The organism is Paraburkholderia sp. MM5477-R1 (assembly GCF_050436385.1).
GTDB lineage: Bacteria > Pseudomonadota > Gammaproteobacteria > Burkholderiales > Burkholderiaceae > Paraburkholderia > Paraburkholderia tuberum.
Map to the genome: position 1 here is coordinate 246,324 of NZ_JBNDMC010000005.1, position 23,491 is coordinate 269,814.

Genomic DNA, 23,491 nt, shown 5'->3' on the forward strand with positions numbered 1-23,491 from the left:
GGTGCAAATCGGGCGTGAGGGGTTCACCAGGACACGCGCTCCGCCACTTCGAGCACGAAGTGCGCGACCACGACCACACCGGTGATCAGGGTCGCGAGCCAGCAGAGCGCGCGTAACGACCAGTGCGCGACGATTTCGCCGACCGCTTCTCGTTTCGCACTCAGCAGCACCAGAAGCACCAGCACGGGCGTAATCGTCATACCGTTGACGATGGCGCTCCAGTACAGCGCCTTGACAGGGTCGACGTGCCATAGGCCGAGCGCAACGCCAAGCAGCGTCCCGAGCCCCGCGAGCGCAACGAGCAGAACAGCAATGCGCCGATCACGCCGTTGGCCGTGGGGCCAGTCGAACGAACTCGCGACCGCTTGCGCAGCGGAACCCCCAAGCGAAGGCAGGGCGAGCAGCGCTGAGCCTATCAGTGCAAGCCCAAGCAGTGTGCCGGCGTAGCCATCCACTAGCGGTTCGAGCACCCTGGAAAGCTCCATGGGCTCGCCGGGCCGCGTCTGTGCACCATGCAGCGTCGCCGCAGCCGCAATCATGATGCACAATGCGGCCACGCTCGATAGCGCGGTGCGCGTCAAGGTCTGCATGCGCGCCCGGCGAAGCTGCTCTGACGAACGTCGATCGCCTCGCGCCGCGTGCTGTTCGTGCTGTCGATGTTCTTCCTGTGCTTCCTGCTCGGCCTGCGAAAAAAGCAGATAGGGACTCATCGTCGTACCGAGTACGGCCATCAGCATCGTGACGAAATCTTCTTTCCACTCGACGTGCGGCAGGAGCGAGCGCAGCACGACCGTGTGCCACGGCACATCGACGATCAGCAGCACGCCGGCATACGCGAGCATCGGCAGCATCAACCATTTGAGCACCTGCGCATAGCGCGCATAGGGAATGAACCACTGCAACGCAATCGAGGTGCAACCGCATGCGAGGGCAAGCAACCAAAGCGGCCCATGAGTGAAGCGTTGCACGACCGCGGCCATCGCCATCACATTGACGGCGATATTCAGCGTATTGGCAATCACGAACCGCGCCACCGCCAAATAGAAGAACACCGGCGAATAGTGCGCGCGCATGTTCGCGGTCAGGCCATGTCCAGTGACGGCGGCGACACGCGTCGAGACCAGCTGCAACGCGACCATCGACGGATACGACAGCACGCAGGTCCACAGCAGGTCGTAGCCGTACCACGCGCCCGCGAGTGAATATGTGGCGATACCGCTGGGATCGTTATCGCAGCCGAGACTTGCCAGCCCCGGCCCGAGATCGGCGGCCCACGAGCGGGCGGGCTGCGACGAGGCAGCGTGCGTACTACCTTGTGCGGCGCGGGGCGCGGTGCCCCTGTCGGGGGAAGAGTGCATTCGCCTGACCGTCGGGAAACCAGGGATGCTGTAGCGCTCGCACGAAACGTTCCTTCGTCGACTCGTTTCGCGGCTTACATATACAGCGGATGTGACGCTATCGGGGGCGACTATCAGGACTCCCTCAGGCTGACGATACAATGTCACATCTTCAACCCGCGCCGACCAGCGCGAAACGCTCGTCGACCGCGGCGAGCGAACGACCAGTCTCCGCGATAGCTCCCCGCAAGTGAGGTCTCAATGCCCAGGCGTCTTTTCCGCGCTGCGGCAATCGAAACGGATTCAAAGCGGTGAATGACACACTCGGCCATACTGCACCGCAGCTGACTCGCTGCGTTTGCCTGAATTCCCGACCTGCTTCGGCAGGGATGCTGGATGTGCCGGACAAAGTGACAGTTGCGACGAGCCGCTGAAGAAAATCGCTGGAAAGGAGAAATCTTGAAAAAGACAGGATTCACGGTTCTGATCATGACGCCTTGCACGGGCGCGCACGCATCGGACTACGCTGAGGTCTGGAATCCACCAGAGGCACGCGCGAACACGCTTCGAGTGACGACTCGCGCCGCATCCATCAGGGTCGTGCGCTAATGGAAACGATCGACTACAACGGGTACACGTTGTGGGGGCATGCCATCCTTCAGCAGGAAGGCGAAGGCATCCTGCAACCGGAGCGCTATGCGGCGAGCGGAACCATTACGCGAGGCGGAAAGCTGATCGAAGCATCAGGCATTCTGGGACTATTCGATAGCGAGGAGGAAGCCCACCATGCAGGCCTGGATTGGGCGCGCGCGTGGGTGGATGCTCATGGATGAGCTTGCGCTTGGCAGGGTAGTCGAGAGGCTCGGAGCCGTTGCCGTTGGTGGGCCGGGAGGACGCGCCAGCGGATCGACTCAAACTACGCTTCCCGCTTGCTGCGCCCATACAGCAGCAACATTGCCGCTATCACCGCGCCATAGATGATCTGACGTCCCGCCTCGGGCATCTGCGCGACTGAAAGGATCGACTGCAGCAGCGTGATGAGGATCGCGCCAGCCACGGTGCCGAGGTATGAACCTCGTCCACCCAGAATCGATGTGCCGCCGAGCACGACTGCCGCGATCGCCGGCAACAGGTAGGCATCGCCCATCGACTGCGCTGCCTTCGACGCATAACCGGCGAGCAATACGCCGCCGAACGCCGCGAAGGCGCTGCACACAGCGAATGCGGCCACGGTCACGAGCCGCGTATTGATGCCGGACAGATACGCCGCGCGTTCGGTATTGCCGATCGCGTACAGCGTGCGGCCGAAGGTCGTACGCGACAACAGGAACACCGTGGCGCCGCCGATCACGAGCCATAGCGCGACGGCATTCGGCACGCCCGGTACGAGCCAGCCCGCCGCGAGCCATCGCATCACCTGTGGCGCGGAATCCTGCGGCGACGATCCGCCGGTATAGACGATCATGATGCCCTGTGCGACCGCATTGGTCGCGAGCGTTGCGATCATCGACGGAATGCGCAGCAGCGCAACGAGGATGCCGTTGACGACGCCGATCAGCACGCCGCAACCAATCCCGACCGGTATCGCGAGGATCCGTCCGAGTTCGCCGTGCCCCGCTACCGCGCACGCCATCATTGCGCCGACGGTGATGGTCCACGGCAGCGACAGGTCGATGTGGCCGAGCAGGATCACCATCATCAGGCCGGTCGCGATGATGCCGAGGAACGCGCCGACCTTCAGTTGCAGCAGGATGTACTCCGGCGACGTGAAGTTGCGCGAATACATCCCGCCGACGAGCAGCAGCGCGACGATGCACGCGAACGCGATCACGATCGGTTTGTCGATTCTGCGCGTGAGCCTCGACACGAACGTGGTCCGGCCGGTCGCTGAAACGTGGCTCATTGAAACCACTCCAGACGATTGCGTACCCTGAACAGCCCGCATGCGCCGATCGCGACAGCGAGCAGAAGAATCACACCCTGGAATAGCGGCTGCCACAGCGCATCGACGTTGAACACGAACAGCAGGTCACCGATCGAGCGGAACGCGAATGCGCCGAAGATCGCGCCAATCGCGCTGCCCTTGCCGCCCAGCAGCGACACGCCGCCTATCACCACCGCGGCGATCGAAAACAGCGTGTACGAGTTGGCGCTGCCGAGGCTCGCTTCGCCGGTGTCGGTGAAGAACGTCAGGAATAGGCCGCCGATCGCAGTGAGCAGGCCGGCCAGCGTATAGCTGGCGAACTTCGCGCGGCGGATCGGCATGCCGGACAGAAAAGCCGCGGGTTCGGACGAGCCGGTCGCGTACGCCGCGCGCCCGACCGCCGAGCGTTTGAAAGGAATCCAGACGATCAGCGTCGCCGCGAGCAGAATCAGCAAGCTCGCCGGCAGGACGCCGGCGACCTTGCCGGTCAGTGCGTCGGCGAGGTCCTCGTTGATCGAGCCGCCGGGCACGGGGCGCAGCAGCAGCGCCAGGCCGTAGTAGACGGCGCCCGTCGCGATCGTCGTCACGATCGGCTGCAGCCGGCCGAAAATGATGATCACGGCATTCAGCGCGCCGCACAGCGCGCCCGCCGCGAGCACGCCGGCGATGCCGAGCGCGCTGTGCAGCGTGCCGCCCGTGACGATCCACGAGCCGATGCAATTCGTCAGCACCAGTGTCATGCCGATCGACAGGTCGATGCCGGCCGTCAGCACGACGAGCGCTTGGCCCATCGAGACGAGCGCGAGCAGCACCGCCTTGTTCGCTGCCGTCTGAAACACGTTGGCCGACAACGCCGACGGATAGTTGACCAGGTAGATCGCGAACATCAGCACGAACAGGCCGAACGCGAATACGGCCCCGCGATTTTCCGCATACCAGTAACGCAGCCCGCTCATAGCGCGACTCCCGTGGAAGGCGAAATCTGTCCGACGGGCAGGTCCAGTGCGCTGGCAATCAGGTTCTGCTCGGTGATCGCCGAGCCGACGAGTTCCTTCTTGATCCTGCCTTCGTACAGCACGAGCACGCGGTCACAGCAGCCGATCAGCTCGTCGTAGTCGGTCGAATAGAACAAGATCGAGGCGCCTTCGTCGGCGAGGCGCCTGAGCAGCTGATAGAGCTCCTGCTTGGTGCCGACGTCGATACCGCGCGTCGGGTCGCTGAGCAGCAGGATCCTCGGCTGCCGGATCAGCCACTTCGCGATGACCACCTTCTGCTGGTTGCCGCCCGACAGCGAGCTCACGGGCGCGTCGACGCTGAACGACTTGATCGCAAGCAGCTCCATCATCCGGTCGACGAGCGACTGCTGGCGGTCGCGATCGATTACGCCGGCGGTGGACATGCGATCGAGCGCGGCAAACGACAGGTTCTCGCGTACCGACATCGGCAGCATCAGGCCTTCGGTCTTGCGGTCCTCCGGTATCAGCGCCATACCGATGCCGTTGGCGCGCGCGGCCAACGGACTGCCGATCGACACGGCTTTGCCGTCGATCTCGATCCTGCCGGCGCACCCGCGCAACACGCCGAACAGCGCCAGCAGCAGTTCGCGCTGGCCTTGTCCGTCGAGGCCGCCCAGTCCGAGGATTTCGCCGGGCTGCAATGAAAAGCTGATGCCTTGCAGCGTGTCGTTCCACGCGAGATCACGGCAGGCGAGAACCGGAGCGGCACTGCGGTCGCCGGCGGGTTTGGCCGGAAACGCATGCTGGTACTTGCGGCCGATCATCATTTCGACGACCTCGTTGTCGGAGCGCGTGCCCGCCTCGAAGCTCATCACATGACGACCGTTCCGGTAGACCGTGCATTCGTCCGCGAGCGCCTTCACCTCGTGCATCCGGTGCGAGATGAACAGCAGCGCGAGCCCCTCTTCGCGCAGGCGCTTGAGCACCTCGATCACGCGCGCGACGTCGGCCGCGGTCAGCGCCGAGGTGGCTTCGTCGAGGATCAGAATGCGCGGCGCGTGTGCCAGCCCCTTCGCGAGCTCGACCATCTGCTGGCGCGACAGCGGCAGGTCACGGACCTTCGCAAGCGGATTGATGTCGGCGGCGCCCGCCCGGGCGAGCGCCTCCTCGGCCTCGCGGCGCTGGGCCCGGCGGTCGATCATGCCGAAACGTCGCGGCGGGTGCGAAGCGAAGATGTTGTCCGCCACGCTCAAGTCGGGGATCAGCGACAGCTCCTGATAGACGCAGACGATGCCGGCCGCGTTCGCCTCGGCCGGCGACGCGAAGGAGACCTGCCGGCCATCGAAGTGCATCGTGCCCTCGTCCGGCTGTACGACGCCGGACATCACCTTCAGCAACGTGGACTTGCCCGCGCCGTTCTCGCCGAGGATCGCGTGAATGCGGCCCCTGCGCACCGTGAGCTCAGCGTGATCCAGCGCGACGGCGCCGCCGTAGCTTTTCGACACGCCAGACATCTGAAAGAACGGCTGCTCTGCATCCTGCAGCATGCTTCGTCTCCGGTCACATCCCGGCCATCATCCGATCACTGGTTGCCCTGGCTCTGCTTCATGATTTCCTGCGCAGAGAAATTGATGCCGCAAGTCGGAAACGAGTTGCCGACGAAAAAGTTGTCGGAGTCGTTCGGGAAATAGTTGACTCCCGCCTTCAGCTTCGAATCGTCGGTGACGTCGAGCGGCAGCTTGATCGAGACCGGGATCGTCTGGCCGTCCAGCGCGGCGAGCGCCGTCTTGATCGCCACGGCCACCTGCGCGGGACCGGTGCCTGCCGACGTACACTTCAGGCCCTGGCTCCCATACTGCGCGCAGAACTTGCGAAAGCCGTTCTCCGTCTCGCCGCCGAAAGGCACGAACGGATGTTTCGCATCGATCATCGCGCGCACGACTCCCGTGTCGCCGCCTTGCGCCGAAATTCCATCGAAATGGCCCTGCACGGCAATCGCGTCGGCGGTGGCCTTTTGCGCGACCCCGTCGTCCCACTTGCCGTAGACCTGGACGACGTTCCACTTCTTGCCGGTGTCGTCCAAGGTTTTCAGGAAACCATTGTGCCGGTCCGTGTCGACCGACGTGCCCGCCACCCCGCGAACCTCGAGCACCTTGCCTCCGTTCGACAGGTGGCTCGCGAGCCACTTGGCCCACAGCACGCCGAGCCCGTACTGGTCGACGTTGACGTTGATCGCGTCTTCGCTGTCGAGGATGTTGTCGAACGCGATCAGCACGACGCCGGCCTTCTTCGCGCGGCGGATCGCGGGGCCGAATGAGGCGGGATTTTGCGCGTCCACGATGACCGCGTCATAGCCGGCATCGATGAAGTTGTTGACGGCCGAGATTTGCGCCGGCACGTCCTCGCCGGTCGAGACGACCTTGAATTCCTTGAGCTTGGCGGCGACGGCCGGCTGCGCCGTATAGGCCTTGGCCGTCTTGATCATCTGGATACGCCAGGTGTTCGCGATATAGCCGTTCACGAGTGCGATCCGGTAGGGCCCGTTCTTCTTCGGATACTTGATGAACTTCGTGTCGCTCTTCCAGGGGACCATGCAGGTTGGATCGCTGGACGGTCCTGAAACGAACGATGCCTGCGCGAAAGCCGCGCTTGCACACAGCGTGAATGCCGCGGTCGCCGCCGCTCGAAGCACCTGGATTCCTGAAAGCATGTCGTCTCCTTTTTGTTGGATTGAACTTGCCGATTGCCGGCGAACATGGCGGCCATGGATCGCCGCCGAATTCTGTGCGTGAAGCAGGGAATCTTGCGGAATGTGCTGCAGCGGGGCTGACTCGGACTCGCCGAAGCAGCGCGACGACCTCTTCAACGGCGCCGCCTCGAAGCAAAACGAAGGGCCGGCGCGAACGCAGTCACGTCTGACAGTACTGGCATACCAATCCGCGCGCGATAGTGGTTTACCACGGCGTCGCGGGAAGATTCGAGTAGTCTGAAACTCCTGCTGTACCGGTTCGATGGGCGGCAAACGCGGGGTCAGGCCGATGCAGGCTGACGCCGGCAATTGGTGTACCATTTTGGCGAACTCGAGCCAATCCTTGGGCGGCTTCGAAGCTTTCGGGAATCCTGAATGGCCGATCTTTCGCACACGCCAACCGGCCGCGCCGCCGATGAGGACGCGACCGACCGTTCCTATGTCGGGCTCGCGAAGCAGATCTACGATCTGATCGTCGCCGGCGACGTCGGGCCGCGTGCGCGCCTGCCTTCCGAGCGCACGCTGGCCGAGCGTTTTGGCGTGAGCCGCACGCAGGTGAGGGAAGCGATCATCGCGCTGGAAGTGCAGGGCGTGGTCGAGGTCCGTGTCGGCTCGGGTATCTATGTGGCAGAAGCGCCGCAGGCGCGCTCCGCCATGTTTAAACTGCCGCGCGGACTGGGCCCGATCGAGACGCTGCGCGCGCGGGCGGTCATCGAAAGCGGGATCGCGGCCTTAGCCGCTACCGAGCGCAAAGATTCAGACCTCGACCGGCTCTTCGCCGCGTTGCGCGCGATGCGCGAAAACATGGACGACAAGGCTGCGAACGAGGCCGCCGACCGTGATTTCCATCTGGCGATCGCGCGGGCGACGGGAAACGAAATGCTCCGGCTCGTGGTGACAGCGATGTGGGACAACTCCCGTGCCGACCCGTTGTGGAAAAAGATCGAGGAGCACTTTCATACGCCCGCATTGCGGGCGGCGTCACAGGATGACCATCAGCGCATCTTTGCGGCCATCATGGCGCGAGATGCGACCGCCGCGCGCACGGCGATGCAGGCGCATCTGGCGCGCGTGGTCGGCGAGTTCACACGAGCCTGGCGTTAGCCAGACCATGTTCTGCGGTGCGCGCCGCAAGCTGCAACGGCACTGCCCCAATCCGTTCGCCTTCCGCTCGGTCACGGCTCTGATTCATCGCCGGCAATCTGGTCGAGGAACCGGGCCAGTCGTTCGGTATCGGCGTGCGTCCAGCCCTCGGGAGGCACCACGCTGGCCCAACCGTTGACGTAGTCCTCCGACGAGTAGTTGTGACCAAAACCCGCCGGCACGCCGAGTTGGTGAATCAGATCGCCCACCGCCTGCACGCCCGAGACGATGGGAAACCAATGCATGGCGTCAGGCACGTCGAAGCCACGTGGCCGAGCCAGCCATTCGGGCGGCCACCAGAACGCGTTGGCACTCCAGAACACGGCCGGATCGGCCGGATGCTGAAGGTACACGATTCGCGGGGCCGGCCAGTCGGTGTCCAATGCCACCTGATGCGGATCGCGGTTCAAGAACCGTACCGAACGCCCCTCATCGAAGATCGGCTGCCAGAAGGGCGACCCGCTATCGCGCTCACGAGTGAGTTGCGAATGGATTGGGTTGCTTTGTTTGGCGCCGACGATCAGCACGCCATCCGTTCGGGCCATCATGTTGGCCACCGAGGCAGAGGCGTCTTTCCCGACGAAAGGCGCTTCCACCCCCGCGGCGCCAAGACTCTTGCCGAACAGAACGAGCTTTGGCCGTCGTTTCGGCGGGAGCATCGACCATCGGGCGCGAACCGCGTTGAAGAGCGTGATACCCGCCTCGTTCGCGAGACCCGCATCCATGAAAATGGCGAGTCGGCTAGGCAGGAAAGAGTATTGGATCGCCACGATCGCTGTGTCGCCACGGTGCAGTTGCTCCAGCGAAGCCGCGGCTTTGGGGACTATCCAGCCCGTGCCGGTGGGTATCCACACGACCAGCACTTTCCGCTCGAACCCGCCCGCGCGCTCGAGCTCGCGGACCGCAATCTGCGCACGCTGCTCGAGGGAGTCCGCGGAACGCACTCCCACGTAGACCCTCACCGGATCGACCAGTCTCGCATCAGTCCCGTGGAACTTCGCGAGCTCTTGCTTGTTTGTCGCTGTCGCCACGAAGCCGCGCCCCATGCGGCCCAAGGTGTCCCATGCGACGAACGACGTGCTGCTGCCCGACACCGCCGGCGACGTCGGGGCCACGATTCCTTCAGCGGTGTCTTCGTTCGCCCGCCCGTGGACGAAGTTGGCGGCCGTGTTGAGGGCGGGAAGCGCCACTCCGCGAGCGAGCGCCATGCCAATCACGATGACGAGCAGCGCTGTTGCCGGCACCGAAACGATCGGGGGCACGTGGCCCTGGATGACCTGCTTGACTGCGGCGATACCGCGCGCCGTCAATCGCCCGATGACTACCAGCAACACCGCGCTCAACGGCGATAGGACGATCACCAGCACGGCGTCGAACCAGGCGATCGGCGCCATCCCCATGAAACTACGCTGCTCGTTCTGCCAGCCGAGCCATAGCTTCGAGCCAACGAATAGTGCAATGAGCCACGCCGCTGCCAGAGCGATCCAGCTGCGTCGTCGGATCTCGCTGCCGGGCACGCGCCCCCATCGCTCCAGCAGCCGATGCGCGCCGCGGCCGACCAATGTGCCTATCCCATAGCCGATGGCCAGACAGAACGCGCCGACCACGGTTTGCGTTCCCCACGACCGCGGAATCAGTGTCGGCGTCAGTGACTGCCACCAGAACACGAGCGCGAGCAGCGAGCCGCTGAGCGTCGGCGTCCAGGACGTGCTTCGAAGCCCGGCGGCTACCGGCTCATGGGAGTCCCGCATGCGCGCTCGCTCGGATTGGCACAACTCGCACCTCGTTTCCGCGGGTCACCCGCAAGGGAGTTGATGACGCGACCAGCCTTGATTCAGACTCCGCCAGGAGGGCAGTAATGGAAGATGCCGCCGCATGATCAGCCACGACGATGTTTTCCTGATTACCGCGCGCAGCGCGACACATGGGGGCAGCGGGACGGACGGGGCTGCTCCGATCTCGTGCGATGTTTCTCCTGCGTCGAAAAAACGTCAACGATAAACCGGCCATGCGTCGCATTGTATTTACCTTTCTGTCCCCCGAACAACATCGTCGCTCTGCGCGCATCGTGTTCAAACATCGATGAACCGGCCTGTCGGTGGCAAGCGGTTCGAAACCCGCTGGTTGAATTGACCGTCGCAAACCAAGCCGAATATCTGGAGCATTGCCGACGCTGCGCAGTTGACCGGCAAGGCAAACAGGCCAGATAGCGAGATGGTGTTGCGATTGTCGCAAGACTTCAAGGAAGACCCGGTAGCGCCGGTCGCTTCTGTCTGCCGCACGAAGCTCAAGGGATCATAGGCAAACGCGGCGACGCGCCATACCGCTCCGAAAGGGCGCGCCGGCGCGAGCCATTAAACCTGCTGGCGCGTTGCGGGCCGAGCGACCGCGTCGCGGAACCTGCGCCTTTGAGAAGGCGTCGACAACATCGAATCGACAAAGGTGTGCGCCCGATTTTCTCCATACTTGAACGCTTCATGCTCGGTCAGAAAATCGAACTGTTCCGGAAAACTCAGCAGTTCCTGTTCCGGATTGCCGGGCAACGTCACGGTCCATGACACGCGATAACGGCGATATTTGCCACCGAGCCAATGCGTCTTCGATAGCGTAACGTTCACCTCGATATTGCAGCCGCGATACGGCGCATATTCCTGAATGGACATCGCTTTTCTCCCACAACTGAACGCTTGCCACGTACGTCTGCGTTGCCGGCGGTTGCGCGCGGCCTCCAGATCGGCGGGATAGTCGATCTCGTCCGCGACCGGGACATAGACGCTCGCCCCGCTGGTCGCGCCTTCGGCCGCGAAAAACGCGCAGCCCATGGGTGTCTCCGTTATGCATTCCGTGTTGGCGATGCACATCGAGCAACGCGCGTTCCCGCGCGGCAACCATCGTCTCGGCCCGCAGCGCGGCTGCGCTCGTGGCCATTCCCCCGATCTTCGTGACGCGGCGCTCGCGCACCGGCTGAACATCAAGGCGATTCAGGTGGTGGAACGGGACTTCCAGGTCGCCAAACGCCGCAAGGCGCGAAACGAGTTCGTCGATACGTGGTCCGTCGACGCGTTCGTGGAAGAGGGCATGCAGCCGGCGGAACCACGATGGGGTACGCATGAACGGCATTGGCCTGCGGACGCGCATCGGCACGGGTAAAGCGCGCGGGACGCTCAGCCGGCCACGCCGCGCCGACGGGCTCGATCAACTCGATGGCACCCGGTGATCAAGGCCCGGGAAGGAACTGGACGTCTCCGTACCAGGCGCGTGTCGTGGCACCGGTATTGTCGGTATCGGTCAGCAGCCCGTAGCCTGTGATTCGTCCTGGCGGTTCGTGAAAGACCCGCTCATAGTCTTGCACGATATTGCGGCGCAGGCTTTGCCACTGACCCGCATCGCCAGGCAGACCGGAGACCACAATCATCTGTACGCGGTTCGTGTGAGGGTTGGCAATGACGGTACCCGGCGCGGCGGTGGTCGACCACACGTACATCAACGTGGCATAGGGCAGATCTTCGCCACTCAGTTCCTTGGCCAGCCCCATCTTCGCCCGGTCGAAAAGCGACAGCTTGCTCTTGTCTCCGGCAAACATGAACACCAGCCGCGCTGGCGCGTCTTCCTTCGACGCCACGCGGTTATCGGCGCCTTCGATCGGTCTATCCGCTTTCCAGCGCCATGCCACGACGGGAGTGCGAGCGAGGTCGATATCACCGTCGTGCATCAGCGCGGAAGCAGAGCGGTTCGCGTCCGCCTGCAGCACAGTGGTGTGGTCGTCGTGAACGAGCGTGTATTGCGTGATGGGCTTGCCGCGCACGACCGGCAGGTTTTTCCAGCCCGCGGGCAGCGATGCGCCGGGCTCGATCAAGGAAAAGGCGACACCGGGCTTTTCGTCCTGGGCAAGGATGGGTGGCGACAACAAAAGAAGCGCGACGCATGCGGCGATCCAGGCTGACGGGGCTGTTCGTTTTTGCGCTCGACGGCGCGAGGGAAGATGCACGGCAGGTCGCATTCGTATGTTGGATAGCGTCCATTGTAATGGGCTCCTCGGGCGACGTTTCAGCGGAGCTTTCACGCCGGCGGTTGAGGTTCTGTTTGCTGCGTCGTAGCGGCTGCATGACGAGGCTCGCAACGCGCCGCGCGGTATTCCCGTCGCATCGTGCGGCGCGCGAGGGGTTTGCTATCAATGACCGTGATCGCCGCCACTCATCACAGGCGTCAATTTCCCACATATTGGGGAAACTCCCTGGCTCGTAAAAATCGTAACTCGACTTAACAAAGTTAGAATGGCTGCTCTAAGACGGCTTCAGACCGTGTGCCTGGCCAACGGCCCGGTATGGGAACGACCTTCACGAATCGCAGTGGCAGCGATCGCCGTGTCCGCGAGAACCTGAGAGATATTCCGTGAGCAGCCCAAAACAGATGCCATTTACCCTATCCGTTCCGACCGACGTGTCGCAACTGCCCAACCAGTTCCTCGCCGGTTATTGCGCGCTGATACGGCTGAACGTGGATACATACAGGTCCGCGGTCACGGGTGCCGCGCTGCACTGGGAAAGCGTATTGCGCGCCCAGACACCTGAACAGTTCCTCAGACGTCAAGCGGATGTGATGCCTTGGCTCACCCTGCAGTTCGCCGGATACACCCGCGGCTGGATGGATATCGCGTCTGAAACAATCAGACCGTGCCACGCCGGCGGCGATCACGACGACGAGCGTGAGCTCCACGAGGACACCAGGCCCGCTGGCCCGCCGGCCTGCGCAACGGGCGTCGACGCGATGATGCGCGCGGCCGTGCCGCCGGAAGTGCAGCCGGACCGCGTGTCCGTCGCCGAGGCACAGGTCGGGGAAATGGTCCGCGCCTTTCTCGATCGCGTCGAAAAGGCGACGCCTGACACGGCGGAACGACGAGGTCCGCCTCGCACACGTCGCTCGTCAACCCGATAGGCGACGAGCTTCCACCAATCCTGCCGGGTCCGGTATTCGCGTGCTGCCGATGCAGCCGTGGCCGGATCTGGTCACCCGTTCCTTCGCTCCCGCCGTGAGGTAAACGACATGTTGAGCCCGCACGAAGTGGCCACGTTGCTGCTGTTGAAGGATGCGCCTGAACGAATTGATTCGGATCGGGCAGAGCTTGGCGCGCTCCGCGAACTGCAGTTGATTGCGAATGAGCCAACTGGGCCGGGCTTCCGGTTACCTCGCGTGACGCCGCGCGGCGACGCCGTGCTGCGAGCATTCGCACGGGTCCGCTGACCGGTGCGCAGACAACGTATCTGACGACCTACATACGTTGGGTGGCCGCCTGCGCCGCCGCTCGGCAATCGTGTGTACGAACAGCTTCGCCAGTGACTGTCGCTGAGCACCGCAGCGCGCAGCGGGGACTTCGTCACGGTCGCTAATCACACCACCATTCTCCCCGCGCGGGGAACGAGTTATGCGACAGCCCGAATAGGGGCCCGAGGTGCGATCTGCCAGATTCTCGGTGAAAAGTTATCGGGAGAGTCGCAGCTGCGCCTCGATGTCCGAAGTGGATGCAAAAGTCTATTGCTGCCGCTTCAAAGCGACTGACACTACGCTCGCGCCAGCTTATGAAATATCTCGCCCGGGCTGCCGCACTTGCTGGCCTGGCCATCGCGGTCTGGCTCGTCTGGCACGCCGACGCGCAGAAGGTGCTCGGTTTGATGCGCGCGGCCGGCGCCGGGCTCGCGCTTGCAGGGATGGTCCACATTCTGCCGATGCTCGCCAACGCAAGGAATTGGCAAATGCTGATGCGCGGCGCGGCACGCCCGAAGCTGTTCGCCGTACTGCGTCTCGTCTGGATTCGGGAGTCCGTGAACGGCATGTTGCCCGTTGCCCGTGTGGGCGGTGAAGTCGTGACGTTTCGCATGATGCGCAAATGGGGCATGGAGCCTGCCCCAGCCATGGCGAGCCTCGTCGTCGACCTCCAGCTCACGCTCATCAGCGAAATGCTGTTCGCCATCGCGGCCATCGGCTATCTGATCGCCCATGCCGGCTCCAGGGCGTTGCACCTCGCAGCCAGGCTCGGAGGCGGCATCGCCATTCTGGCGGTTCTGCTCCTGGCGTTTTCGTTCGTGCAGCGAGCGAGTCCGTTCGCGCGGCTCACGAAACTTTTCAATCGCATCACGAGCGGCAAGTTCCGCTCGCTCGTCGGCGAGTCGGTGCGCATCGATCAATCGATCAGTGAGCTCTGGCATCAGCCCGGCGTCATCATCCGTTACCTGCTCATCTGGCAATCACTCCAATGCATCGCGACGGCGCTCGAGCTATGGCTCGCGCTCTATTTTCTGTCGGCAAAAGCAGGTTTCCTGCAGGCAGTCGTACTCGAGTCGCTCATCCAGGCGCTCAGTAGCGTCGCGTTCTTTGTGCCTGGCGCACTCGGCGTTCAGGAAGGTGGATTTCTGCTGATCGGCACGGTGCTTGGTTTCCATCCGCAGCTTTGCCTCGCGCTCGCGGGTGCGCGCCGTATTCGTGACATCATCGTCTTCCTGCCTGGACTCATCGCCTGGCAGGTGGAGGAGTGGCGCGACAAGCGGCGACTTCGTACCGAGGGAGGTCGGGGCCCGAATCATGATGCGAGACACAGGAAAACATGATGCGGTCGTGGTGTTCGGCGCCTTCGATCGCCACAACCTGGGTGACCTGCTGTTCCCTCACGTCGTCGCAAAACTGCTTGCGTGCGACGACGTGATCTTCGCCGGGCTCGCGGAGCGTGACCTGCGCGTCCACGGCGGCCACGCTGTTCAGGCGCTCGCGCAACTGGCCGCAGAACGCGGCAAGGACCGTGTGCATATCGTGCACGCGGGCGGCGAGATCCTGACTTGCGGCGACTGGGAGGCGGCGGTGATGCTGCTGCCGTGGGACCAGGCACAGAAGGTCATCGCGCGACTGGAAACGCACAACGACGAGCGACGCGCGTGGGCACGTGCGCTGACGGGTCTCGATGCGCTTGCCCCCTACATGGCGTCTCGCGAGATGTTTCCCTGTGCGTCGAGCGTCACTTATCAAGCGGCCGGCGGCGTCGATGTGGAGCGACTCGATCCCGGGATGCGAGCAGAAGTCCTGTCGAAGCTCGCGCAAGCCGACGACGTCAGCGTGCGTGACATCCACACCCAGAACGGGCTCGCCGCAGCAGGCATTCTCGCGCGGCTCGTGCCGGATCCGGCGGTGATGGTGACGGAGTTGTTCGGCGCGAACATTCGCGCGTGCAAGGAACGAAGCGGCGTGGCGGATTTGCCAAGGGCGTTTCCCGAGGGGTATGTCGCCGTGCAGTTCAGTGCGGATTTCGGCGACGACGGAACGCTCGATGTGCTTGCGCGCGAGCTCGATCGCGTGTCGAACGAGAGCGGGCTTGGTATTGTGTTCTTTCGAGCGGGTGCGGCGCCCTGGCATGACGATATGGCCTGCTACGAGCGGATTGCGGCACGGATGAAGGTCTCACGTACGCAACTCTTCCGTTCGCTGGAAATATGGGACATCTGCGCACTGATCGCAGACGCCACGGCCTACGCGGGAAGCAGCCTGCACGGACGGATCGTCGCGCTGGCGTTCGGCTTGCCGCGGGTGAACTTCTTCCATCCGGCGCGCGCGAACGACACGACCAAACAGTCCGCGTTTGCCGCGACGTGGGAGCCAGCGTGCATGCCGGGCAGCGTCGGGATCGAGGCACTTTCGCAAGCAATGCTCCATGCCCTGACGATCGACCGGACGTTGCTGCGGCGCACGGCCACACACCTCACCGCTCGCTATCGCGAGGGATTCGCGCAGACGCGAGCGGCAATGTCTTGTGCGTGAAATGCAGGGCCTCGCGCGACGGGCGGTGTCGGCGCGGTCGTGTAATCTCGCGAAGCTCGATCGTTCTTTGCTTAGCCCACGTGTACGAGCGAGCGTGTGGTGCGAACCGTGGACGGCCGGTCGCGCAGCAGCAGTGGCATCAAGCGCCGATTGGCTGTCTGCGCCGCCCATTCGCAATACGCGGGGCTGCCGAGCACCCAGCCGTTGAGCGTCGACTGCATCAGGTTATTGATCTCGCGTTCGTCAACAGGCTGTGCGCCCAGATCGCGATAAGCCTGGTGGCGCTCGAACGGCGTATTGCCGAGCGCCCGGTACAGTGGATGGTCCTTGATGAACCTATCGACACGCAGCCCGATGTGGTGCGCGCAGCTCGACCACGGGTAGTTTCCCGGCTCGGCCGCCAGGCCATTGCGCACCGGCGCCTGATCGATGACCTGGCTCGCGAGCAGGAAATACCGGTCGGGCTCAATCACTGTCGACCGGTACTCGCCACGCCATACCGCACCGCGGCGTCCATGGCGGCGGTTGAAGGTCTCGGCATAGCGACGGCCAACCGCCTGCATTGCCATGGCGACGCTCGACTCGTACGAAGGCGTGACGAGGAACTGTACCGCATCAGGCATGAGCACCCACGCATGGACCGCCAGATCGGCGACGCGCGCTGCGTCTGCCACGCAGGCGAGGAAGTACAGGTAGTCTCCTTCGTCCATGAAAGCGGGCCCCGCGAGTCCCTGCAAGATAACGTGCTGCGGTTGATCGGGGACGTAGTGCCGTGCAAGCCGTGCCATGCTGAATTAACCGGAGATCCGATGTGAGAAAGCGGTCCGACAGATATCGGACGCGGGACCGTGTGTAACGTGCTAGAGGAAATTCTAGCGATCATGTTCGTGCATCTGCATCACGAACAGGCCTTTTTTATGGCCTCTGTTCGTTGATTTGCCGATCGCAACCAGTGTCTCTTATGCCAATGCTGAATTGCAGCGCCGCGCTCGGACGTTGATCGACGAACGCTTCGCATCGCAGCTCTATCCCTTGTCGAACAGACTTGAAACCCGCGAGATCGTTTTCGCGGTCAGAACCAGCAATGCACCAGCGATGCTGTAATCGACGTGATGCATAACGTCGGCCAGATAGAAAACGGATAGCGCAATGATCGGGTGGTACATCGCACGGCTTATCAGGCGTTTCATCGGTGTCTCACGCTACTGTGTTTGCGCGAAGCGGTCAGTTGCTGTGCTTGAACCGATTCGTGCAAGTTGGGTGACGCGCCAGGTTTCCAGAGTCCGAGGAAGGCTTGTTGGCGAAGTACGGATGACGCCGATCCGTGATGTTCCTTCCTGTCATGAACTCTGCCCGCGGCAAGCCATTGCCGTCCTGCCCGTGCGTCGATCTTTCTTGTCCGATCGTCCACTTCTTGCCGATGCATCGCGTGCGCAGTGCGGGCGTCCACAAAGATCGTCCTGTCATCCTGGCGAAGCGCACGTTCCGCGGTGCGCTTTTTGCCAGGCGCGAGTCTTCAACGGACCCGCAAAGCGCTTCATAAGCCTCGCGAAAAACACCAGTAAGGGAATTGTCATCAAGTGAGGTTGCGGGTATAACATGGAGCCCTTGGCCATCCTGACGAATGAACGGCGGCCAGGTTTCTCGCCCGGGAAATCGCATTTCACGCGAGCTATCCATGGATGCAGTCTCTGAGGTTCTGCGCGCTGTTCGTCTGAGCGGCGCCGTGTTTCTGAACGGGACACTCACCGCGCCGTGGTGTCTGATCGGTCGCACCGATGCATCGCTCTGCGGCGCTTACTTGCCGCCTTCGGAGCGCGTCGTTTCTTATCATCTGATCATAGAGGGGAGTTGCTGGGCGACGCTGGCCGACGATCCCGGTTCGGCGATTCACGTCCATGCCGGCGAACTGATCGTGGTGCCTCAGGGTGAAACGCACATCATCGGCAGCGCGATCGATATCTCCCCTGTGCCGTCGGACTCGCTACTGGCCGGGCAGATGGCGACAGCACCCGGTGAAGTGATGACGCTGTCCTATGGCGGCGGGGGCGCTGTGACGCGCATCGTGTGCGGCTTTCTGGCCTGCGACGATACTTTGAGCAATCCGCTGCTCTCATCGCTGCCGCGACTGTTCAAGATCGACATGCGCCAGGATCCGCGTGCGGCATGGCTCGAGTCGTCTCTCAAACTTGCTGCCGCAGAAGCGGCCGACTCGCGCGCGGGCGGCATGATCGTGCTTGCCAGGCTATCGGAACTGCTGTTTGTCGAAGCAATCCGTAGCTGTATTGAAGCGCTACCTGATAACCAGACCGGGTGGCTCGCCGGCGTGCGTGACCGCTACGTTGGACGCGCGCTCTCGCTGCTTCACGCGCAGGCGGCGCATGCGTGGACCGTCGAGGAACTTGCGCGCAAAGTGGGCCTGTCGCGTTCCGCGTTGGCGCAACGCTTTACCGATCTTCTGGGGCAGCCGCCCATGCAATACCTCGCGAGATGGCGCATGCAGATTGCGGCGCACGAACTTCTGATCGGTAGCAAGCCGCTCAACGCCGTTGCGGAACAGATTGGCTATGAGTCGGAAGCCGCATTCAGTCGCGCGTTCAGACGCGAATTCGGCATGCCGCCGGCCGGCTGGCGCAAGAGCAAAGGAAACACGAACGGCGTGGCCACATCAGCGCAGCACGCGCAACCTACGCGTGGCGTTGCCGCACTGCGGGATCAGTGACGCCTGCGTCGACGCGCCGTGCTGTCTCTACCCACTCAATTGTCGACCTGTGCGACCAACGTGACGAAACGGCGTTTCAGTCATATCGTCCGGCGACTCGATCATAGAACTTCAAGACTCCCAATCGTAAATTGAGCGTGCCGGAAAGCCAGATCATCCGACTGGCTCTGCCCGGTGAATCGACACTCAACGCCAGACCGCATCGCGGTCCATATTGGGAGAACTTCAATGAACGCAATTTTGCGGCTGTCCGATCGCGATCGCTACGCCCGATGCATTCGCGCTTCGAAGATGGTCAGTTGGGACATCGACCGTGACGTGATTGGAGGCCGTACCTTCGACATGTCCCAGAAGTATTTGCCGGACGGGCTGTCGCTGGTGCCGGATTTCATCATGCTCTCGGAGGCTGAGAAGCGGTTCGTCAGCCAGATTCAGGGGCGCACATACGCGAACGTGTTCGGGCTCGTCGAGCGCTTCATTAACGCCAAGGTGCTGGAAGTGAGCCGGGACTACTGGCTCGGCGATCAGGTGGCACTCGAAGCGCTCGTGCGTTTCAGCGACGAAGAGCTTAAACACCAGGCGCTGTTTCGCCGCATCGAAAAAATGATCGGCGAAACGCTGCCAGTGGGTTATCGCTTCGACGTCGATCCCGATGCGCTTGCCGCCGTGGTCCTCGGCAAGAGCACGTGGGCGGTGCTGGCCATGACGCTGCATATTGAACTGTTCTCGCAAATTCACTACCGCCAGAGCATTCATCCTGACGATCAGTTATCCGAGCTGTTCAAGGATGTATTTCTGTACCACTGGAAGGAAGAAAGTCAGCACGCCATTCTCGATGAGCTGGAATGGAAGCGGCACGACGCTACGCTGACAGATGCGGCGCGCGACAACGCGGTCAACGAGTTCATCGACCTGATGATTGCGATCGATGGCATTTTGCGCGGGCAGGCGACAGCGGACTCGCGGTATTTCATCGCGAACTGCGGGCGTGCCGTCGTCGAGGCAGAAGCCATGTCGATCGAAGCGAATTTCCATCATGCCTACCGGTGGCAGTACCTCCATTCCGGTATGCATCACCCCCATTTCGCGGAAGTGCTCGATCGGCTCGTCTCCGAAGAGCAGGGGATGCGTATCCGGGCCGCACTCGCCACACTGCATTGAGCGAGCCCGAACGCACACGAATCATCCAGCTAAAGGTGCGCGCGGCGAGGATCTGCGTTTCATCAGTCGAGTCCCTCGTGCTTCATGGCAAGCTGGACGGCCGGACGCGCGCGCATCAGTTCGGCAAAGTTTCGCAATTTCTCCGGCACTTCGATGCCTACCTTTTTGGCCCAGAGCAGCATCGTGAACAGATAGGCGTCCGCCACACTCGCTTCGCTGCCGAACAGGTATTCGCCCTTGAACATGGTGGCGATCAACTGGAAGCGTTGACCGAGCTTCTCGCGCGCTGCCGTTGCTTCAGCATCCGAAGTGGGCTTGAAAACACGGCTGAACTGCTTGTGGATTTCCGTCGAAATGAACGCGAGCATCTCGAGCAGGCGCAGGCTGCCGGGTTCGCTATTCGGCGCAAGGGCAGGCTTGCGCTGTGCGACCCACGAAAGAATCGCGATATTCTCGGTAAGCCGTTGACCATCATCCATTTCGAGGGTTGGGACGTAACTCTTTGGATTGATCCGATTGAACTGCTCCCCAGTCTCGGTCTCCTTGGACTTCAGGTCGACGCGAATCCTTTCGAAAGTGAGATCGGCCTCATGCATTGCGATATGGTCGGCGAGGCTGCAGGCACCAGGCGAATAGTAGAGCTTCATGATAGGGTCCATTTTCGTGAGATGAAGTGAACCGTTTCAACGCAGCAAAGGGCGTGCCGCCGCCGTCGACACCTGCAACGAGAGTTCGACGTCGAGCGCCGATTGCGATGGATGAACTTTGGCATAATTGCCGCATCGCTGCGCCGGGCACTGTCCGTTTTGACTCGCGCCACGTCCACAAGGGTCTTTCGTCATGGTTCGTGGAGCGGCTTCAGATAGCTTGAATTAATGTAGCCATCCGAACCCGGATCGCAATCGCAGCAGGGCAGGGCGACGGCCAGCACAGGAGAGACCATGCGGTCGGAAGTGAAGTCCGGCGTGCGCCTGAGACGTTATGCAATCACGGTGACGGCCGTCATCGTTGGCCTGCTTGTCGTCGGACGCATCACCGGCATCCTGGTCAACTGGCTGTGGTTCTCTTCGATCGGCTATGGTGGCGTTTTCTGGACCATCCTCTGCGCGAGAGCGCTGCTGTTTGCCGCGGTGTTCGCAGTCTCGGCGTGCGCGATATGGCTGTCTGGGATTTTGGCGCATCGTTACGCGAGGCGCATCGATATCTTGCGAGCGCAAACAGCTGATCCATCGGGTCCGACGGAAGTTGCCGTTGAATTGTCTGAACTGATCGCGCCGCACATTCCCTGGCGCTCCAGTATTGCCTGCGCCGCGGTCGTCCTGGGGTTGGTTATTGCCGCTAGCGAAGTCTCGAGCTGGGACCTCGCGCTTCGCTTCATTTATCAGGTCCCTGCTGGCGAACGCGATCCGATCTTTGACAGGGATATCGGCTTTTATCTGTTCTCGCTCCCCGCGTATGTCGCACTCAAGAACTGGCTGCTGCAGCTAATCTTCTGGAGCGCGATCGTGGCAGGTGTTGTCTACGGGTTGCGCGGTGACATCGCGCTGGAGCGGCCACCACGCACGCTCTCGGCCGCCCCCCTCACTCATGGTTCGGCACTGCTCGGTTTGTTCTTTGCGGTGAAGGCCTGGTCGTGGTGGCTCGACCGCTTTCTGCTGCTCTATGGCGACAACGGCGTCGTGGTCGGCGCCAGCTATACCGATGTCCACGTCGAGTTGCCGGTCCTGTGGATGCTTGTCGGCCTTGCCGCGGCCTCATCCGTTGCCCTTTGCATCAACATGCGCCGGCGGAGCCATCTGCAACCCGTCGTTCTCGCGCTGCTCGTATTCGGCAGTTCGTTTGTATTCGCTGTGATCTATCCATCGCTGTTTCAGCGCTTCTATGTCAAACCGAGCGAGCTGAAACTGGAAACACCCTATATCGAGCACGCTATCGCGCTAACGCGACAGGCTTACGGCCTCGCCAAGATCGAGGTTAAACCGTTTGAGGCCGAGCAGGGACTGACTCTCGACTCGCTGCAGGCCAATCGGGCGACCATCGACAACATCCGGCTATGGGATGTGCAACCGCTGATGGATACCTATGCACAGTTGCAGGAGATCAGGACTTATTACAAATTTATTTCGGTGGACATCGACCGCTATCAGCTTGACGCCGGATACAGACAGGTAATGCTGTCGGCGCGTGAACTGGAACCGGCGATGCTTCCGACCAACGCCCAAACCTGGGTGAACCTGCACCTTATCTTTACTCACGGCATCGGCGTCGTGATGTCGCCAGTCACCGAGAAATCCACCGAAGGCTTACCGTTTTTCTATCTGCACGATATTCCGCCAGTCTCCAGCGGGGGCCCGGCCATTCGCGAACCACGTCTTTATTTCAGCGAAGGCCGCCAGGACTACGTCATCGTGAACGGCAACGTAGCGGAGTTCGACTTTCCCCAACGGCCGACTAATGCCTACACGACGTATAGCGGGCGCGATGGCGTCAGCATGGGCAGTGTGGCACGCCGCAGTCTGTTCGCCTGGCAGCTCGACGATCCGAACATCCTGCTGAGCGGCTATATCACAGACAAGAGCCGGATCCTGCTTCATCGCAACATTCAGGACCGCGTGCGTACGATCGCGCCATTCCTGACTCTCGATCATGACCCCTATGTCGTCGCAAGCAATGGGCGCCTGTTCTGGATCCAGGACGCCTACACCGTCAGCCGGTGGTTTCCTTACTCCCGGCCGGGTTTCGGCGACGGCGCCAATTACATCCGAAACGCCGTCAAGGTCGTGGTCGATGCATATAACGGCACGGTCGATTTCTACGTCAGCGATCCCGCCGATCCGCTCCTGCGCACATACGAGGGCATCTTCCCGGGTTTGTTCAAGCCTTTGGACGTGATGCCACCGGAACTGCGAAAGCATATCCGCTATCCCGAAGATCTGTTCCTGATCCAGGCGCAGCTCTACCGCGCCTATCATATGGATGCGCCGGAGATCTTCTACAACCGCGAGGATCTGTGGCAGTTTCCCCAGGAGCTGGTCGGAATGGATGGCGGAAGCACCGCCAGCACGATGCCGCCGTATTACACGATCATGCGACTCCCCGGCGACGCACGCGCCGAGTTCATCCTCATGCTGCCGATGGTGCCGAGCCAGCGCGAGAACATGATTGCCTGGCTGGCGGCGCGTTGCGATGCGCCCGGGTACGGCAAGCTCATCGTGTACACCTTTCCCAAGGACAAGCTGATCTATGGGCCGTTTCAGATCGAAGCGCGGATTCAGCAGAATACCGAGATCTCGCAGCAGATATCGCTGTGGAACCAGATGGGCTCACGCGTCATTCGCGGTCATCTCGTGGTCGTGCCGATCGAGAACTCGATCCTCTACGTTTCGCCGCTCTATTTGCGCGCGGCGTCCGGTCAGTTGCCGGAGTTGAAGCGGGTGATTGCCGCGTATGGGGACCGTGTGGTGATGGAGAACACTCTGGATGAGGCGCTGGCGGCGCTTTTCAGTGAGACCGCACAAGCGGCATCGCCAGCCCGAGGCACAGTGGACGCTCGCGCGAGAGAGGCACTTGTTCACTATGACCGCGCCATCGAGAGACTGAAGGCGGGAGACTGGAGCGGCTTCGGCGCGGAACTGGATGCCCTCCGGCCGTTGCTCGAGGCACTCGGCGCTGGCCGTTCCGATGACCGGAAGTGACCAA

Annotated in this window: 21 protein-coding genes; 10 read left to right on the top strand and 11 right to left on the bottom strand. The window is 62.3% G+C overall.

Translation table 11 applies throughout. The features are described from left to right. Positions 1–23: 23 nt before the first annotated feature. Positions 24–1,358, bottom strand: coding sequence for an NRAMP family divalent metal transporter (locus tag OKW35_RS13465; RefSeq protein WP_429552276.1), 1,335 nt, complete (start codon positions 1,356–1,358; stop codon positions 24–26). Between the two features lie 587 nt (positions 1,359–1,945). On the opposite strand from OKW35_RS13465, the gene OKW35_RS13470 reads away from it, so the two are divergent. Continuing rightward, complete coding sequence (locus tag OKW35_RS13470; RefSeq protein ID WP_429552277.1) at positions 1,946–2,170, top strand: hypothetical protein; 225 nt, start codon at positions 1,946–1,948, stop codon at positions 2,168–2,170. Between the two features lie 83 nt (positions 2,171–2,253). On the opposite strand, the gene OKW35_RS13475 is transcribed toward OKW35_RS13470, so the two are convergent. Genes OKW35_RS13475 through OKW35_RS13490 form a run of 4 tightly spaced genes read right to left on the bottom strand, consistent with a single transcriptional unit; the run spans position 2,254 to position 6,927 of the window. Beyond that, complete coding sequence (locus tag OKW35_RS13475) at positions 2,254–3,240, bottom strand: ABC transporter permease (RefSeq protein ID WP_184044777.1); 987 nt, start codon at positions 3,238–3,240, stop codon at positions 2,254–2,256. Next, positions 3,237–4,217, bottom strand: a complete 981-nt coding sequence (locus OKW35_RS13480; protein WP_184044775.1) for an ABC transporter permease — start codon at positions 4,215–4,217, stop codon at positions 3,237–3,239. The genes OKW35_RS13475 and OKW35_RS13480 overlap by 4 nt, the downstream gene beginning before the upstream one ends. Further along, positions 4,214–5,764, bottom strand: a complete 1,551-nt coding sequence (locus OKW35_RS13485; RefSeq protein ID WP_429552278.1) for a sugar ABC transporter ATP-binding protein — start codon at positions 5,762–5,764, stop codon at positions 4,214–4,216. The genes OKW35_RS13480 and OKW35_RS13485 overlap by 4 nt, the downstream gene beginning before the upstream one ends. Before the next feature lie 35 nt (positions 5,765–5,799). Next, on the bottom strand, positions 5,800–6,927 hold the full coding sequence (locus tag OKW35_RS13490) for a sugar ABC transporter substrate-binding protein (RefSeq protein ID WP_184024175.1): 1,128 nt from the start codon (positions 6,925–6,927) through the stop codon (positions 5,800–5,802). Positions 6,928–7,341: 414 nt separating this feature from the next. On the opposite strand from OKW35_RS13490, the gene OKW35_RS13495 reads away from it, so the two are divergent. Then, complete coding sequence (locus tag OKW35_RS13495; protein ID WP_184068465.1) at positions 7,342–8,070, top strand: FadR/GntR family transcriptional regulator; 729 nt, start codon at positions 7,342–7,344, stop codon at positions 8,068–8,070. A 71-nt stretch (positions 8,071–8,141) separates the two neighbouring features. On the opposite strand, the gene OKW35_RS13500 is transcribed toward OKW35_RS13495, so the two are convergent. Together OKW35_RS13500 and OKW35_RS13505 are read right to left on the bottom strand one after the other, a co-directional pair. Next, complete coding sequence (locus tag OKW35_RS13500; protein WP_429552279.1) at positions 8,142–9,884, bottom strand: alpha/beta-hydrolase family protein; 1,743 nt, start codon at positions 9,882–9,884, stop codon at positions 8,142–8,144. A gap of 579 nt (positions 9,885–10,463) precedes the next feature. After that, a complete protein-coding gene (locus tag OKW35_RS13505) occupies positions 10,464–10,931 on the bottom strand; it encodes a hypothetical protein (protein WP_429401773.1) in 468 nt (155 codons plus the stop codon). On the opposite strand from OKW35_RS13505, the gene OKW35_RS13510 reads away from it, so the two are divergent. Then, a complete protein-coding gene (locus OKW35_RS13510; protein ID WP_429401771.1) occupies positions 10,930–11,259 on the top strand; it encodes a hypothetical protein in 330 nt (109 codons plus the stop codon). The genes OKW35_RS13505 and OKW35_RS13510 overlap by 2 nt on opposite strands. 67 nt (positions 11,260–11,326) lie before the next feature. On the opposite strand, the gene OKW35_RS13515 is transcribed toward OKW35_RS13510, so the two are convergent. Next, the gene (locus tag OKW35_RS13515; RefSeq protein WP_429552280.1) at positions 11,327–12,097 is read right to left on the bottom strand and encodes a DUF3047 domain-containing protein; all 771 of its coding nucleotides are present in this window, start codon (positions 12,095–12,097) and stop codon (positions 11,327–11,329) included. 404 nt (positions 12,098–12,501) lie between these two features. Here OKW35_RS13515 and OKW35_RS13520 point away from each other — a divergent pair, with 404 nt between their 5' ends. The 4 genes from OKW35_RS13520 (at position 12,502) to OKW35_RS13535 (ending at position 15,909) form a co-directional block, all read left to right on the top strand. Next, positions 12,502–13,044 carry a phasin family protein gene (locus OKW35_RS13520; protein ID WP_429401767.1) on the top strand — a complete coding sequence of 181 codons (543 nt, stop codon included), beginning with the start codon at positions 12,502–12,504 and terminating at the stop codon, positions 13,042–13,044. A gap of 108 nt (positions 13,045–13,152) precedes the next feature. Then, the gene (locus OKW35_RS13525; protein ID WP_184068456.1) at positions 13,153–13,350 is read left to right on the top strand and encodes a hypothetical protein; all 198 of its coding nucleotides are present in this window, start codon (positions 13,153–13,155) and stop codon (positions 13,348–13,350) included. 335 nt (positions 13,351–13,685) lie between these two features. Then, entirely contained in the window at positions 13,686–14,711 is a 1,026-nt protein-coding gene (locus OKW35_RS13530) for a lysylphosphatidylglycerol synthase domain-containing protein (protein WP_429552281.1), read from the top strand. Continuing rightward, a complete protein-coding gene (locus OKW35_RS13535) occupies positions 14,686–15,909 on the top strand; it encodes a polysaccharide pyruvyl transferase family protein (protein WP_429552282.1) in 1,224 nt (407 codons plus the stop codon). The genes OKW35_RS13530 and OKW35_RS13535 overlap by 26 nt, the downstream gene beginning before the upstream one ends. 71 nt (positions 15,910–15,980) lie before the next feature. Here OKW35_RS13535 and OKW35_RS13540 read toward each other — a convergent pair whose 3' ends face one another. After that, positions 15,981–16,697: a transposase gene (locus tag OKW35_RS13540; RefSeq protein ID WP_184068447.1), complete on the bottom strand. Its 717-nt coding sequence runs from the start codon at positions 16,695–16,697 to the stop codon at positions 15,981–15,983. Positions 16,698–16,934: 237 nt separating this feature from the next. Then, positions 16,935–17,099 (bottom strand): hypothetical protein, encoded by a 165-nt coding sequence (locus tag OKW35_RS13545; RefSeq protein WP_167368794.1) that lies wholly within the window; start codon positions 17,097–17,099, stop codon positions 16,935–16,937. A gap of 488 nt (positions 17,100–17,587) precedes the next feature. On the opposite strand from OKW35_RS13545, the gene OKW35_RS13550 reads away from it, so the two are divergent. Together OKW35_RS13550 and OKW35_RS13555 are read left to right on the top strand one after the other, a co-directional pair. Next, on the top strand, positions 17,588–18,631 hold the full coding sequence (locus tag OKW35_RS13550; protein WP_429552283.1) for an AraC family transcriptional regulator: 1,044 nt from the start codon (positions 17,588–17,590) through the stop codon (positions 18,629–18,631). A gap of 228 nt (positions 18,632–18,859) precedes the next feature. Then, positions 18,860–19,792: a hypothetical protein gene (locus tag OKW35_RS13555; RefSeq protein WP_429552284.1), complete on the top strand. Its 933-nt coding sequence runs from the start codon at positions 18,860–18,862 to the stop codon at positions 19,790–19,792. Positions 19,793–19,854: 62 nt separating this feature from the next. Here OKW35_RS13555 and OKW35_RS13560 read toward each other — a convergent pair whose 3' ends face one another. After that, the gene (locus tag OKW35_RS13560) at positions 19,855–20,439 is read right to left on the bottom strand and encodes a glutathione binding-like protein (protein WP_090811025.1); all 585 of its coding nucleotides are present in this window, start codon (positions 20,437–20,439) and stop codon (positions 19,855–19,857) included. A gap of 294 nt (positions 20,440–20,733) precedes the next feature. Here OKW35_RS13560 and OKW35_RS13565 point away from each other — a divergent pair, with 294 nt between their 5' ends. Next, complete coding sequence (locus tag OKW35_RS13565; RefSeq protein WP_429552285.1) at positions 20,734–23,487, top strand: UPF0182 family protein; 2,754 nt, start codon at positions 20,734–20,736, stop codon at positions 23,485–23,487. The last annotated feature ends 4 nt before the right edge of the window (positions 23,488–23,491 follow it).

What these genes read in the sequence shown, in the direction of transcription:
- OKW35_RS13465 (WP_429552276.1), bottom strand. Translation starts at nt 1,358, where the DNA reads ATGCACTCTTCCCCCGACAGGGGCACCGCGCCCCGCGCCGCACAAGGT.
- OKW35_RS13470 (WP_429552277.1), top strand. Translation starts at nt 1,946, where the DNA reads ATGGAAACGATCGACTACAACGGGTACACGTTGTGGGGGCATGCCATC.
- OKW35_RS13475 (WP_184044777.1), bottom strand. Translation starts at nt 3,240, where the DNA reads ATGAGCCACGTTTCAGCGACCGGCCGGACCACGTTCGTGTCGAGGCTC.
- OKW35_RS13480 (WP_184044775.1), bottom strand. Translation starts at nt 4,217, where the DNA reads ATGAGCGGGCTGCGTTACTGGTATGCGGAAAATCGCGGGGCCGTATTC.
- OKW35_RS13485 (WP_429552278.1), bottom strand. Translation starts at nt 5,764, where the DNA reads ATGCTGCAGGATGCAGAGCAGCCGTTCTTTCAGATGTCTGGCGTGTCG.
- OKW35_RS13490 (WP_184024175.1), bottom strand. Translation starts at nt 6,927, where the DNA reads ATGCTTTCAGGAATCCAGGTGCTTCGAGCGGCGGCGACCGCGGCATTC.
- OKW35_RS13495 (WP_184068465.1), top strand. Translation starts at nt 7,342, where the DNA reads ATGGCCGATCTTTCGCACACGCCAACCGGCCGCGCCGCCGATGAGGAC.
- OKW35_RS13510 (WP_429401771.1), top strand. Translation starts at nt 10,930, where the DNA reads ATGGGTGTCTCCGTTATGCATTCCGTGTTGGCGATGCACATCGAGCAA.
- OKW35_RS13505 (WP_429401773.1), bottom strand. Translation starts at nt 10,931, where the DNA reads ATGGGCTGCGCGTTTTTCGCGGCCGAAGGCGCGACCAGCGGGGCGAGC.
- OKW35_RS13525 (WP_184068456.1), top strand. Translation starts at nt 13,153, where the DNA reads ATGTTGAGCCCGCACGAAGTGGCCACGTTGCTGCTGTTGAAGGATGCG.
- OKW35_RS13530 (WP_429552281.1), top strand. Translation starts at nt 13,686, where the DNA reads ATGAAATATCTCGCCCGGGCTGCCGCACTTGCTGGCCTGGCCATCGCG.
- OKW35_RS13535 (WP_429552282.1), top strand. Translation starts at nt 14,686, where the DNA reads ATGATGCGAGACACAGGAAAACATGATGCGGTCGTGGTGTTCGGCGCC.
- OKW35_RS13540 (WP_184068447.1), bottom strand. Translation starts at nt 16,697, where the DNA reads ATGGCACGGCTTGCACGGCACTACGTCCCCGATCAACCGCAGCACGTT.
- OKW35_RS13545 (WP_167368794.1), bottom strand. Translation starts at nt 17,099, where the DNA reads ATGAAACGCCTGATAAGCCGTGCGATGTACCACCCGATCATTGCGCTA.
- OKW35_RS13550 (WP_429552283.1), top strand. Translation starts at nt 17,588, where the DNA reads ATGGATGCAGTCTCTGAGGTTCTGCGCGCTGTTCGTCTGAGCGGCGCC.
- OKW35_RS13555 (WP_429552284.1), top strand. Translation starts at nt 18,860, where the DNA reads ATGAACGCAATTTTGCGGCTGTCCGATCGCGATCGCTACGCCCGATGC.
- OKW35_RS13560 (WP_090811025.1), bottom strand. Translation starts at nt 20,439, where the DNA reads ATGAAGCTCTACTATTCGCCTGGTGCCTGCAGCCTCGCCGACCATATC.
- OKW35_RS13565 (WP_429552285.1), top strand. Translation starts at nt 20,734, where the DNA reads ATGCGGTCGGAAGTGAAGTCCGGCGTGCGCCTGAGACGTTATGCAATC.